A 12,027-nucleotide genomic window follows, 5' to 3' on the forward strand; every position below is an offset into this window, starting at 1 on the left:
GTGGAAGCCAGCGTGGGTCTGCGCTGCCACGCCGGGCGCTGACCGCGCTTCTGGCAGGTACACAGTCGGTCGCCGAGGCCGACGCTTGGGAAATCTGGAAAACAACAGGTCTGCCTGAAGCCGAGTGGAACGTAGTAGTCACTACCGGCAGAGGCGAGTTCGTAGCCAGGCCAGATGCATGGTGGGACGACGTGGCATTCGCCTGGGAGATTGACTCACGAGCCTGGCACGAGAAATGGGACGACTACTCCGCCACACTCCAGCGGAACGCTCGCTACGCGGCCGCGGGGATTGTCGTTCTCCAGACGCTTCCGATCAGGTTGCGCACCGAACCGGACCAAGTGGCGGCCGAGCTTCGCGCCGCGCACGAAGCTGCGGCACGCCGGCCACGTCCATCCGTGATCCGCCGCCACGCAGCCTGACCGGCAAGCGCCCCAATGCGGCATTGGGTGCGTCAGACGCACCGAACGCCACATTGGGTGCATCGCATGCACCCAATGCCACATTGGGGCGGACAACTACCGGCAAGGCAGCTTGACGGGTCGTTGGGTTTTTGCAACAGTGCGGTCCATGAGCCCGGTGCGGCGTGGCAAGGAGCTGCCGATCCACAACCGGCTGCCGGTACTGCGTGCGGAGCGCGGGATGAGCCGGGCGGAGCTCGCCGAGGCGGTCGAGGTCAATCCGCAGACGATCGGGGCGCTGGAGCGCGGGGATCATTACCCGAGTCTTGACCTGGCGTTGCGCATCTGCGCGGTGTTCGACCTGCCGGTGGAGGCCGTGTTCAGCCGTGCGCCGCTGGAGGGGGACGCGTGACGCTGGAGATCGACCGGATCAGCAAGCGGTTCGGCGCGAAAACCGCGCTCGACGGCGTGAGTTTCACCGCGGCGCCCGGCGAGCTGTTCGGGTTCGTCGGCAGCAACGGGGCGGGCAAAACCACCACGATGCGGATCGCGCTCGGCGTGCTGGCCGCCGATTCCGGCGAGGTGCGGTTCGCCGGGCGTCCGGTCACCCACGACACCCGCGCGCAGATCGGGTACATGCCCGAAGAGCGCGGTCTGTACCCGAAAATGAAGGTCATCGACCAGCTCGTCTACCTCGCCGAACTGCACGGGCTCAGCACCAACGACGCACACCGCGCCGCCGAGTTGTGGATCGCGCGGCTCGGGCTCGGGCCGAAGCGCAAGGACGACATCCAGAAGCTCAGTCTCGGCAATCAGCAACGCGTGCAGCTCGCCGCCGCGCTGGTGCACGACCCGGCGCTGCTCGTGCTCGACGAACCGTTTTCCGGCCTCGACCCGCTCGCCGTCGACGTGCTGAGCGGCGTGTTGCGCGAGAAGGCGGCGACGGGCGTGCCAGTGGTGTTTTCCAGCCATCAGCTCGACCTCGTGGAGCGGCTGTGCGACCGCGTCGGCATCATCCGCGACGGCCGGATGGTCGCGGTCGGCACCGTGGACGAGCTGACCCGCGACGCCGGACGCCGGTTGGTGGTCACCGCACCCAGCGCCGATCCCGGTTGGGCGACAACGGTTCCTGGCACTCGCGTGCTCGAAAGCCGCGGCAGCACGACTGTGCTGGAGTTGTCGCCGAGCGCCGACGACCAGGCCGTGCTCGCCGCCGCGCTGGCCACCGGTCCGGTGACGGAATTCAGCCACCGCCGTCGTACGCTGACTGACCTGTTCCGCGATTCCGTCGCCACGCCGGGAGCACCTCGATGAGCCGGATCCGTCCTGCCCGCGCGGTGCGGCTGGTGGCCAAACGGGAGCTCAACGCACGGCTGCGCACCCGGTCCTTTGTGGTCAGCACCGCGGTGATGCTGTTGCTGCTGCTGGGTTACGTCACGCTGCAGGTATTCCTGGCCCATGACCGGTCGACCACGAAAGTCGCGCTCGCCGGGCAAGCGCAGGGCATCGCCACGCAACTGGAGAACAACGAGCGGAACCTCAAGATCGTCCTAGTACAGTCCGAATCGGACGGATTGACCCAGGTCCGCGACGGCGACGTCGACGCACTCGTGTCCGGCAGCGCTTCCCGGCCGCGGGTGATCGTGAAGTCCACTTTGGATCCAAAGCTGCGGACAACGCTGGACAACATCGCCCAGCAACAAGTCCTGGACGCTCAGCTGTACTCCGCGAACCTCGATCCCGCCGTCGTACACCAGGCAGTGTCCGCCACCCACGCCGACGTCCAGTCGCTCGAACCGGCGGATCCCGAAGCCGGCACGAAACTCGTGACCGGGATCGTGGTCGCGATTCTGCTGTACGTCAGCATCATGACCTACGGGATGTTCGTCGCGCAGGGCGTGGTCGAGGAAAAATCCAGCCGGGTGGTGGAGATCCTGCTCGCGACGGTCCGGCCGGTGCATTTGCTGCTGGGCAAGGTCATCGGACTCGGCCTGGTCGGGTTGACGCAGCTCGCGATCCTCGCCGCGGCGGGTCTGGCGGCCGGTGGCGTGTCCGGCGTGTTCTCGATCTCGAGCGTCGCGCTGGGGGCTCTGGGCTGGGGTCTCGTCTGGTATCTGCTCGGTTTTCTCCTCTACGCCATGCTGTACGGCGCGGCTGGCGCGCTGGTGTCCCGGCAGGAGGACACCCAGGCGGTGGTCGGGCCGGTGAACATCGCGCTGGTCATCGGGTTTGTCGCCGGAATCAACCTGCTGACGCAAGCACCGCAGGGAGCGGCGACGCGGATCGTGTCGCTGATCCCGTTGCTGTCGCCGGTCCTGATGCCCGCACGGATCGCGCTCGGCACGGTCGAGCCGTGGGAAATCGCGCTGTCTCTGGTGTTGACGATCGCGCTGATCGCGGTGGTCACCTGGGCCGGAGCGCGGGTGTACCGCAACGGAGTACTGCGGGTCGGCAGCCGGGTGCGGCTGGTTGACGCGTTACGCCGTTAGGGCGTCCGGCCTGACTTCGACCCGGCGAAGTGTCCGAGACCGGTGAAACTGCACGATCTCGGCGAGGATCGGCAACGCGACCCCTCGCTGGCGGAAAACCACGAACGGGCCGACGACACTGAGGTCCGCAGCCGGAGTGGCTCGACCACGATATGTCCAGGCTAAGACCCGGTAATCGCCCCGTACCGCTGCAGCGCGACCTGCCGCTCCTCCGCGTGGTCCACGATCGGCTCCGGGTACTCCTCCGGACGCTCCTTGAGCACGTGCACCGCTTTCCCCTCCACGCCACGCAGTTCCGGCACATACCGGCGCACGTAATCGCCCTGCGGATCGAATTTCTGGCCCTGTGTGGTCGGATTGAAGATCCGGAAGTACGGCGCGGCGTCCGTCCCGGATCCGGCGACCCATTGCCAGTTCAGCTGATTCGACGCCAGATCGCCGTCGACCAAGTGCTTCATGAAGTGCCGGGCACCCCACCACCACGGCAAATGCAGGTCCTTCACCAGGAAACTCGCCACGATCATCCGGACCCGGTTGTGCATCCAGCCCTCGGCCAGCAGTTGCCGCATGCCAGCGTCGACGATTGGGTAGCCGGTCCGCCCCTCGCGCCACTGCGCGAACATTTCCTGCGCGGTTTTCCCGGTGTCGTAACGCATTCCGTCGAATCGCCGGTCATAGTTCTGCCGCGCGGTTTCCGGCCGGTTCCACAGGACGTCGGCGTGAAACTCGCGCCAGCACAGCTCGGACCGCAAGGCCTGCGCGCCCTCGGACCGTTTCCCGGCCAGGTCGGCCAGCATCGTCCGCGGATGGATCGCGCCCCAGCGCAGATAGGGCGAAAGCTTTGTGGTGCCGGCATGATCCGGGCGATCGCGTTCGGTCGCGTAATCCGCGAGACCGTCGGAGAGAAATTCCTGCCACACCGCCAGTGCGGCTTCCTCCCCCGCCGGCGGCAGTTCGCACTCCACCTCCAGAGTTTCCGGCAGCGATGCCGAGGAAGAAGGCTTGATCCAGTCCACAATAGACACATTGGTGCCGGCCGGACGGGGCCAGCCGTGCTGTGCCCAAGCGCGATAGAACGGGGTGAACACCCGGTACGGGGTACCGTCCGGCTTGGTCACCCGTCCCGGCGTCACGGCATACGGCGAACCCGTCTCCACCCACTGAATTCGATGCTCTGCCAAGGCGGAAGCCACCGCTTCGTCACGCGCACGCCCATATGGTGCGGTATCCGCAGAGACATGCACTGCCGCTGCCCGGATCTCCCGGGCCGCGGCCACGACCTCTCGCGCCGGATCGCCATAGCGCACCATCAACCGGCCGGACAGCGATTTGTCCAGCTCCCGCAAGGAATTCAGCAGGAACGCGACCCGCGGCGAACCGGCAGGTTTGAGGAGCCGGTCGTCCAGCACGTAGAGCGCCAGAATGTGCTTGCTGTGCTTGGCCGCCTCGAACAGGGCGGCGTGGTCGGCCAACCGCAGGTCCCGGCGGAACCACAGCACGACCGGCGCTTCCATCGTCATGCCGCACAACGATAAACGCCCCGCCGCGCGAAGGCACGGCGGGGCGTTTCACCAAGCGGAGATTCAGCGCTCCGACATCGGCGTGTAGTCCCGGGAGGCGTGGCCGGTGTAGATCTGGCGCGGGCGGCCGATCTTCGTCTGCGGGTCGTTGATCATCTCGCGCCAGTGCGCGATCCAGCCGGGGAGCCGGCCGAGCGCGAACAGCACGGTGAAGAACTTCGTCGGGAACCCGAGCGCACGGTAGATCAGACCGGTGTAGAAGTCCACGTTCGGGTACAGCTTGCGCTCGACGAAGTAGTCGTCGGACAGCGCGGTTTCCTCGAGCTTCTTGGCGATGTCGAGCAGCTGGTCGCCGCCCTTGAGCTTGCCGAGGATCTCGTCCGCGGTGTTCTTGATGATCTTCGCGCGCGGGTCGTAGTTCTTGTAGACCCGGTGCCCGAAGCCCATGAGCTTGACACCTTGTTCCTTGTTCTTCACGCGGTTGACGAACGTCGCGACATCGCCGCCGTCGTCGCGGATGCCCTCGAGCATCTCCAGCACCGCCGCGTTCGCGCCGCCGTGCAGCGGGCCGAACAGCGCGTTGATGCCCGCCGAGATGCTGGCGAACAGGTTCGCCTCGGACGAGCCGACGAGCCGCACCGTGGAGGTGGAGCAGTTCTGCTCGTGGTCGGCGTGCAGGATGAACAGCAGGTCGAGCGCCTTCGCGATGTCCGGGTCGACCTCGTACGGCTCGGCCGGGAAGCCGAACGTCATCCGCAGGAAGTTCTCGACGAGGCCCAGCGAATTGTCCGGGTACAGCAGCGGCTGGCCGACGGACTTCTTGTACGCGTACGCCGCGAGCGTCGGCACCTTCGCCAGCAGGCGGATGGTGGACAGCTCGACGTTGGGCTCGTCGAACGGGTTCAGCGAGTCCTGGTAGAAGGTCGACAGCGCGGACACGGCGCTGGACAGCACCGGCATCGGGTGCGCGTCGCGCGGGAAGCCGGAGAAGAACGCCTTGAGGTCCTCGTGCAGCAGGGTGTGCCGCTGGATCCGCTCGGTGAAGTCGGCCAGCTGGGCCTCGGTCGGCAGCTCGCCGTAGATGAGCAGGTAGGACACCTCGATGAAGGTGGACTTCTCCGCCAGCTGCTCGATCGGGTAGCCGCGGTAGCGCAGGATGCCCGCATCACCGTCGATGTAGGTGATGGCCGACGACGCGGCGCCGGTGTTGACGAACCCGGGGTCGTAGGTGATGTACCCCGTCTGCGCCAGCAGCTTTCCCAGCTCGATCCCCGGCGCGCCCTCGACCGGGTTGACGACCTTGAACTCGTGCTCGCCACTCGGCAGGCGCAGCGTCGCGGTTTCGCCGCCGGACTGCCCCGCATTCGTCGCGTCGGACATGCAGGTCCCTCTCACGTTGGGCACGGGACGGCGGCGCCTGCAAGGTTCCGCAGTAGCCACGTGTTCACGCGAGGAAACACGCGCCTCGCTGCACACCGCCCCGCTGGGTATGAATTCACCACTACGCTAGTCGAAGGGTGGGTCAGTCCGCACTCGCTGCGTTGCCCCAAAAGGCCCCATTGGGACCAGGTTCACACGGTGGCCGCCATATCCGCCGCGGTCGGCGGCTCCGCTCCGCTGCGGGAGACCGTGATGGACGCCGCTTTCGCCGCATAAGCAAGCGCTTCGGTCCACGCGTCGGCGTCGAGTGCGGCCAGGTCGCGCACGGTGCGCTCGTGCAGCCAGGCCAGCAGCGCGCCCTGCACGGTGTCGCCGGCGCCGATCGTGTCCGCGACCGCGACCTTGCGGGAGGGAACGTGTGCCAGCTCACCAGCCGAAGTGATCACAGACAAGCCTTCCGCGCCCCGGGTGAGCACGACGGCGTCCACACCGGACTCCACCCACGATTTCGCGGCGGCCACCGGGTCGGCCCCTTCGGCGAGCCACGCGGCGTCGTCGTCGGAGATTTTCAGCAGCCGCACGTCCGGCAGCCACGAGGCGAAGCGCGCGCGGTAAGCCGCCGGGTCGGCGATGAGCGCCTCCCGGATGTTCGGGTCGAGCACCGTCAGGGTCCCACGCGCGGATTCGCGGCGCAGAATTCGCTCGTACGCGCTCGCGCCGGGTTCGAGCACCATGCCGAGCGTTCCGAGCGACAGCGCGGTGGTTTCTTCCGGCAGCGCACCAGGATCGGAGACCAGCCGATCGGCGGTTCCCTCGACGTAGAAGGTGTATCGCGCGGCGCCGCGTTCGTCGAGCGCGACGACGGCGAGCGTCGTCGGCTCGTTGCCGCGCTGCAGCAACGAAGTGTCGACGTGCGAAGCGGAAAGGCGATCCACCAACGCGACGCCGAACCGGTCAGTGGAAACCCGGGACAGGAACGACGCGGGAACGCCGAGGCGGCCCGCGGCGAGCGCGACGTTGTATGGACCACCGCCGAGCCGGGGCAGCAGCGCGCGCAACCCACCGTCCACAGTGGAATCCAACGGTTCGCCAGGAACGAGGTCGACCAGCGCCTCTCCACCCACCACGATCACAAGCGGCGAGTGTAGAGGAACTCATGCTGACAATTCCTGTCCCGATGCGGACACATCAGTTCTTGTCGAGTCCGCCGAGCAAAAGTTCGCCGAGCGCGGTGAACGCTTCCGCGTCGGACACATCGGTGCGCCTGCCGAGCACCCCGGTCTGAATGCCCTCGATGATCAGTCCGGTCATTTCGGCCACGAGCCGCGCGTGCACGTCGCGGAACACCCCGTCGGCGACGCCCTTGTCGATGAACGCGCGGATCCGGCGAGCGGCGGCGCGGCTGTTGAGCTGATAGGTGTCGCGGGCGGGCGCGAAGGCGGCGATGTCGGCCATGAACTCCGGAGACGCCCGGTTCAGGTGCTCGGAGACGCCGGAGAGGTACTCGCCGATCAGCTCGCGCGCGTCGTCGATGCCCGCGATCCGCTTTTCTAGACGTTCGGCGGCGTCGCGGAAGAAGTGCGCGACGACCTTGACCGCGAGCTGCTCCTTGCTCGGCGCGAGCGCGTACAGCGTCGATTTCGAACAGCGGAGCCGGGCGGCGAGATCGTCGAGCGTGAAGCCGGCGAAGCCCTCCGCCAGGAACAACGCCTCGAGCTCGCGCAGCAGCGCCTGCTGCCGCGCGGTGGGCCGGCGACGGGCTTCAGGGGTGGACATCACGTCACTATCTCCTACCGATCAGGGACAGCCCCGCTCCGCATACGGTACTCTCAATCATCCGTCAGTACTGTTTTCAGTACCGCCGCCTGGGAGGAAGCCATGCCGGTCGACCGTCTGCTGCCGACGCCGGAGTCCGAAGACCTGCTCGCGCTCGTCACGGAAATCGCCCGTGACGAGCTGAAACCGCGCGCTTCGGCCGACGAGGAGGCCGAGAAATTCCCGCGCGACCTGTTCACCCTGATGGGCAAGTCCGGCCTGCTGGGCCTGCCGTACCCGGAGCGCTGGGGCGGTGCCGAGCAGCCGTACGAGGTCTACCTGCAGGCGCTCGAGGAGATCGCCAGCGCGTGGATGAGCGTCGGCGTCGGACTGTCGGTGCACACGATGTCCTGCTACGCGCTCGCGCACTACGGCACGGAGGAACAGCAGGATCGCTGGCTGCCGGACATGCTGGGCGGCTCACTGCTCGGCGCGTACGCCCTGTCGGAAACGCACGCCGGCTCGGACGCGGCCGCGCTGTCCACCCGCGCACGGCTGACCGAGGACGAGTACGTCGTCAATGGCACGAAAGCGTGGATCACCCACGCGGGAGTCGCGGACTTCTACACGACGATGGTCCGCACGAGCGACGACGGCGGCCGAGGCATCTCGTGCCTTCTTGTCGACTCATCGACTCCGGGCCTGTCCGCGGCTCCGCGCGAGCGGAAAATGGGCCTCACCGGGTCGCCGACCGCGCAGATGCTGTTCGAAGACGCCCACGTCCCGGCTGATCGCCTTATCGGCGGCGAGGGCGCCGGGCTGAAGATCGCTCTGTCGTCGCTCAGCTCGGGACGGCTCGGGATCGCCGCCTGCGCGGTGGGCCTGGCGCAGGCGGCCCTGGACGAGGCCGTGGAGTACGCGAAGGGCCGCACCCAGTTCGGCCGCCCGATCGCGGACTTCCAGGGCTTGGAATTCCTGCTGGCCGACATGGCGGCGACGGTCGAATCGGCCCGCGCGACCTATCTCGACGCGGCCCGCCGCCGCGACCGCGGGCTGGACTTCCAGCGCCAGTCGTCGATCGCGAAGCTGGTGGCGACGGACGGCGCGATGAAAGTGACCACGGACGCGGTCCAGGTCCTCGGCGGCGCCGGGTACACGCGGGATTTCCCGGTGGAGCGGTACATGCGGGAGGCGAAGGTGCCGCAGATCTTCGAGGGGACCAACCAGATCCAGCGGATGGTGATCGCGCGGTCCCTGAAGAACGCCTAGTCTTTTCTGTCGTCATAAGCCGCGCGGGCGGCATGAACGCGGCCCGCGTTGGCTTTCGACCAGTCGGCGATCGCCCCGGTCAAGGCCCCGACGTCCCGGCCGAGGTCGGTCAGCGCGTACTCCACGCGCGGCGGGATCGTCGGGTAGATCGTGCGGGTGACCAGCCCGTCGCGTTCGAGATTGCGCAGCACCTGGGTGAGCGATTTCTGCGTCACGCCTTCGACGCCGCGGCGCAACTCGGTGAACCGCAGCGGACGCTCGTGCTGGCGGAGCAGGCCGAGGACGTAGAGCGTCCACTTGTTCGCCAGCACGTCCATCACGGTGCGCGATGGGCAGGCTTTCGCATACTTGGTATCCATTAGGTACCTATAGATCGTCGAGGTGCCTTCTTCACAAACGATACCGGTGGCGAGCAGTCTCTTTCGCATGATCTTGACGACCGGAGCCACCGGCACAATCGGCAGGGAAGTCGTCCGCCTGCTCGGACCCGTCCGGACGCTCGTCCGCAGCCCCTCGGGCGGCCCTGACGAGGTGATCGGCGATTTCGACCGGCCGGACACCCTCGACGCGGCCCTGCGCGGGGTCGACACCCTCCTGCTGATCGGGCCCGCGGCGGCCTCGCAGATCACGGTGCTCGATCGCGCGGTCGCGCACGGGGTGCGGCACGTCGTGCGGGTTACCAACCACAAGGCTGTAGCGGATTCGCCAGTCGCCCGGCGGCGGGTGCACGCGCGGATTGACGCGCACCTCAAGGCGTCCGGGATGGAGTACACGCTGCTGGCGCCGAACTTCTTTATGCAGAATCTGCTGGCCCTCGCGCCGGAGATCGCTGCGACGGGCGGCTTTTCTTCGTCCGCGGGGGATGGCCGGATCGGAATGATCGACGCCCGGGACGTCGCGGCCACGGCTGCCACGATCGCGAAGGCCCCGGCGGAGCATGCCGGGCGGACGTATCTGCTGACGGGGCCGGAGCTGGTCACGTTCGCCGACATGGCCCGGGAATGGGCTGCGGTTACCGGCCGTCCGGTGGAGTACCGGCGGATTTCGGCTGCGGAGCACCAGGCGGTGATGGAGTCGAAGGGGGTGCCGGAGGCGGGGTCGAATGCGCAGGTCTTCGAGCTGCTGGCGGCCGGGGACGGGGCTTGGCTGAGCGACGATTTCGCCGCGGTGACCAGGGGTTCGCCGCGGGGGTTGGGGACGTTCCTGGCGGACCACCTCTTCTCTTGAGCGCAAGCCGAGCATGATCAACCCGGCGGCGAAACATGGCTCTTCGTGTCGATATGGTCACTGACAGTTTCACCGCAGGCGTGAGACAATCCCGGTGACGTGAGGAGACGCTGTGACAGCACTTCCCGAGCCGACGCGTGGTGAATTCCCCTGGGAGATCCCGGATCACCTGCTGTCGATCGAGGAATACGCGGCCCTCGGTGAAACCGACTCCGGCTTCACTGAGCTCGTGGAGGGCCGTCTCGTGATGTCACCCAGTCCGTCAAGACGCCACAACAAGGCGGCCTATCGGATCGTGCAAGCGCTGGAGCCACAGCTTCCAGCCGACCTCGATTTCAACCTTGACGTAGACATCGACCTAGGATTCGCACCCCCTGGCGAAGCTGGTTCGTCCCGGCGCCCCGATGTCATCCTCACGTACCGCGAAGCCAACGAACGGGTCGACCGAGCGCAAGCGATGTTCCGCGCCGACGAGGTTGTCGTGGTGATCGAGATCGTCTCACCTGGCTCGAAGCGCACCGACTACGTCACGAAGCACGACGAATACGCCGATGCCGGAATCCCGTTCTACTGGATTGTCGACCTCAGTAATCCGGTCTCCCTTGTCGCTTGCCACCAGGCCGGGGAACTCGGTTACCAGGACGCCCCTGCCGCCACCGGGAAGTTCCGCACCACAGAGCCCTTCACAGCCGAACTCGACCTCACCACGCTGTTAGATTGAGGCACCCCGCCGACTCATGGCGGAGCGCCTCAACCCAGCGTTCAGCGAGCTTCCCGGTACCGCCGATCCGCCGAAACGCCCTCGCCGGTCGTCTCGTCGAAGTGGTAGACCTCCTGGCCCCGCACGAACACCCGCATCGCGCGGTTCATCACGTCCAGCGGGTCGCCCGACCACACCACCACGTCGGCGTCCAGGCCGGGCGTCAGAGTGCCGATCCGGTCGTCCAGGCCGAGCATCTGCGCCGGGTGCAGGGTCAAGGCCTTCAGCGCGGTCTCCGGGTCCAGGCCGTCCTTCACCGCCAGTGCGGCTTGGTACACCAGGAAGTTGATGGGGATGACCGGGTGGTCCGTGGTGATCGCGATCTTCACCCCGGCCCGCGCGAGGATTCCCGCCGAGCGCAGGGTGCGGTTGCGCAGTTCCACCTTGGACTTCGTGGTGAAGAGCGGGCCGAGGATCACCGGGATGTCGCGTTCGGCCAGCAGGTCCGCGATCAGGTGGCCTTCGGTGCCGTGGTTGATCACCAGTTTGTAGCCGAATTCGTCGGCGAGCCGGATCGCGGTCACCATGTCGTCGGCGCGGTGCACGTGCTGGTCCCAGTACAGCTCGCCGTCCAGGACCTTGGCGAGCGTTTCGTTCGTCAGGTCCGTTTCGAACGGCTTGCCCTCCGACCGCGTGTGCTCGCGCTTCTCCTGGTAATTGCGCGCCTTCGTGAACGCCTCGCGCAGGATCGCGGCCACGCCGAGCCTGGTCGAGGGCGTGACCTTCTTTTCGCCGTAAACCCTCTTCGGGTTCTCGCCCAGCGCGCTCTTCACGCTCACCTGCTCGGCGAAGACCATGTCCAGAATGGACCGGCCCCACGTCTTCACGCCGATGGTCTGCCCGCCGATCGGGTTGCCCGACCCCGGCTTGATCACCACGCTCGTGACGCCGCCCGCCAGCGCGTCGTCGAAGCCCGGTTCGTACGGGTCGATCCCGTCGATCGCGCGGAAGCGGGCTCCGTTCGGGTCGGTCATTTCGTTGGTGTCGTTGCCCGCCCAGCCTTCGCCGTCCTCGTGGACGCCGAGGTGCGCGTGCGCGTCGATGAATCCCGGCAGTACCCAGCTGCCGGACGCGTCCACCAGTTCCGCGTCCTCCGGCACCTCGACGTCGGCCTCAGCCCCGACGTGGGTGATCCGGCCGTCTTCGATGAGCACAGTGCCGCCCTCGATCGGAGCGGCGCCGACGGGGACCACATAGCCCCCGACAATCGCCTTGTAAGCCATAGT

The 12,027-nt window shown here is 67.2% G+C and carries 12 protein-coding genes; 6 read left to right on the forward strand and 6 right to left on the reverse strand.

Features of this window, described 5'->3' with window-relative positions:
* The first annotated feature begins 570 nt into the window (after positions 1–570).
* Genes L3Q65_RS31510 through L3Q65_RS31520 form a run of 3 tightly spaced genes read left to right on the forward strand, consistent with a single transcriptional unit; the run spans position 571 to position 2,890 of the window.
* Positions 571–813, forward strand: a complete 243-nt coding sequence (locus tag L3Q65_RS31510) for a helix-turn-helix transcriptional regulator (protein WP_037715776.1) — start codon at positions 571–573, stop codon at positions 811–813.
* A gap of 2 nt (positions 814–815) precedes the next feature.
* Entirely contained in the window at positions 816–1,715 is a 900-nt protein-coding gene (locus L3Q65_RS31515) for an ABC transporter ATP-binding protein (RefSeq protein ID WP_304504587.1), read from the forward strand.
* Positions 1,712–2,890: an ABC transporter permease gene (locus L3Q65_RS31520; RefSeq protein ID WP_182889567.1), complete on the forward strand. Its 1,179-nt coding sequence runs from the start codon at positions 1,712–1,714 to the stop codon at positions 2,888–2,890. The genes L3Q65_RS31515 and L3Q65_RS31520 overlap by 4 nt, the downstream gene beginning before the upstream one ends.
* 161 nt (positions 2,891–3,051) lie before the next feature.
* Here the strand turns inward: L3Q65_RS31520 and L3Q65_RS31525 are convergent, their stop codons facing one another.
* The 4 genes from L3Q65_RS31525 to L3Q65_RS31540 all read right to left on the reverse strand — a co-directional run bounded on the left by L3Q65_RS31525 (position 3,052) and on the right by L3Q65_RS31540 (position 7,566).
* Entirely contained in the window at positions 3,052–4,410 is a 1,359-nt protein-coding gene (locus L3Q65_RS31525; protein WP_182889566.1) for a deoxyribodipyrimidine photo-lyase, read from the reverse strand.
* Positions 4,411–4,473: 63 nt separating this feature from the next.
* Positions 4,474–5,790, reverse strand: a complete 1,317-nt coding sequence (locus tag L3Q65_RS31530) for a citrate synthase (protein ID WP_182889565.1) — start codon at positions 5,788–5,790, stop codon at positions 4,474–4,476.
* A 191-nt stretch (positions 5,791–5,981) separates the two neighbouring features.
* Positions 5,982–6,923, reverse strand: coding sequence for a carbohydrate kinase (locus tag L3Q65_RS31535; protein ID WP_237597374.1), 942 nt, complete (start codon positions 6,921–6,923; stop codon positions 5,982–5,984).
* Between the two features lie 55 nt (positions 6,924–6,978).
* The gene (locus L3Q65_RS31540) at positions 6,979–7,566 is read right to left on the reverse strand and encodes a TetR/AcrR family transcriptional regulator (RefSeq protein WP_037369544.1); all 588 of its coding nucleotides are present in this window, start codon (positions 7,564–7,566) and stop codon (positions 6,979–6,981) included.
* Between the two features lie 102 nt (positions 7,567–7,668).
* Here L3Q65_RS31540 and L3Q65_RS31545 point away from each other — a divergent pair, with 102 nt between their 5' ends.
* Positions 7,669–8,814: an acyl-CoA dehydrogenase family protein gene (locus L3Q65_RS31545; RefSeq protein WP_182889563.1), complete on the forward strand. Its 1,146-nt coding sequence runs from the start codon at positions 7,669–7,671 to the stop codon at positions 8,812–8,814.
* On the opposite strand, the gene L3Q65_RS31550 is transcribed toward L3Q65_RS31545, so the two are convergent.
* Complete coding sequence (locus L3Q65_RS31550) at positions 8,811–9,173, reverse strand: helix-turn-helix domain-containing protein (RefSeq protein WP_237597375.1); 363 nt, start codon at positions 9,171–9,173, stop codon at positions 8,811–8,813. The genes L3Q65_RS31545 and L3Q65_RS31550 overlap by 4 nt on opposite strands.
* Before the next feature lie 67 nt (positions 9,174–9,240).
* On the opposite strand from L3Q65_RS31550, the gene L3Q65_RS31555 reads away from it, so the two are divergent.
* Positions 9,241–10,041 (forward strand): NmrA family NAD(P)-binding protein, encoded by an 801-nt coding sequence (locus L3Q65_RS31555; protein WP_182889561.1) that lies wholly within the window; start codon positions 9,241–9,243, stop codon positions 10,039–10,041.
* A gap of 112 nt (positions 10,042–10,153) precedes the next feature.
* Entirely contained in the window at positions 10,154–10,762 is a 609-nt protein-coding gene (locus L3Q65_RS31560; protein WP_237597376.1) for a Uma2 family endonuclease, read from the forward strand.
* A 41-nt stretch (positions 10,763–10,803) separates the two neighbouring features.
* On the opposite strand, the gene L3Q65_RS31565 is transcribed toward L3Q65_RS31560, so the two are convergent.
* A complete protein-coding gene (locus L3Q65_RS31565; protein WP_182889559.1) occupies positions 10,804–12,024 on the reverse strand; it encodes an amidohydrolase in 1,221 nt (406 codons plus the stop codon).
* Positions 12,025–12,027 lie beyond the last annotated feature (3 nt).

Origin of the sequence: Amycolatopsis sp. FU40 (assembly GCF_021903635.1) — a bacterium.
GTDB classification, from domain to species: Bacteria; Actinomycetota; Actinomycetes; order Mycobacteriales; family Pseudonocardiaceae; genus Amycolatopsis; species Amycolatopsis dendrobii.

Excerpts from the sequence above, each read along its gene's own strand:
- L3Q65_RS31525 (WP_182889566.1), bottom strand. The coding sequence starts at position 4,410 with ATGACGATGGAAGCGCCGGTCGTGCTGTGGTTCCGCCGGGACCTGCGG.
- L3Q65_RS31555 (WP_182889561.1), top strand. The coding sequence starts at position 9,241 with ATGATCTTGACGACCGGAGCCACCGGCACAATCGGCAGGGAAGTCGTC.
- L3Q65_RS31520 (WP_182889567.1), top strand. The coding sequence starts at position 1,712 with ATGAGCCGGATCCGTCCTGCCCGCGCGGTGCGGCTGGTGGCCAAACGG.
- L3Q65_RS31540 (WP_037369544.1), bottom strand. The coding sequence starts at position 7,566 with ATGTCCACCCCTGAAGCCCGTCGCCGGCCCACCGCGCGGCAGCAGGCG.
- L3Q65_RS31545 (WP_182889563.1), top strand. The coding sequence starts at position 7,669 with ATGCCGGTCGACCGTCTGCTGCCGACGCCGGAGTCCGAAGACCTGCTC.
- L3Q65_RS31530 (WP_182889565.1), bottom strand. The coding sequence starts at position 5,790 with ATGTCCGACGCGACGAATGCGGGGCAGTCCGGCGGCGAAACCGCGACG.
- L3Q65_RS31565 (WP_182889559.1), bottom strand. The coding sequence starts at position 12,024 with ATGGCTTACAAGGCGATTGTCGGGGGCTATGTGGTCCCCGTCGGCGCC.
- L3Q65_RS31510 (WP_037715776.1), top strand. The coding sequence starts at position 571 with ATGAGCCCGGTGCGGCGTGGCAAGGAGCTGCCGATCCACAACCGGCTG.
- L3Q65_RS31550 (WP_237597375.1), bottom strand. The coding sequence starts at position 9,173 with ATGGATACCAAGTATGCGAAAGCCTGCCCATCGCGCACCGTGATGGAC.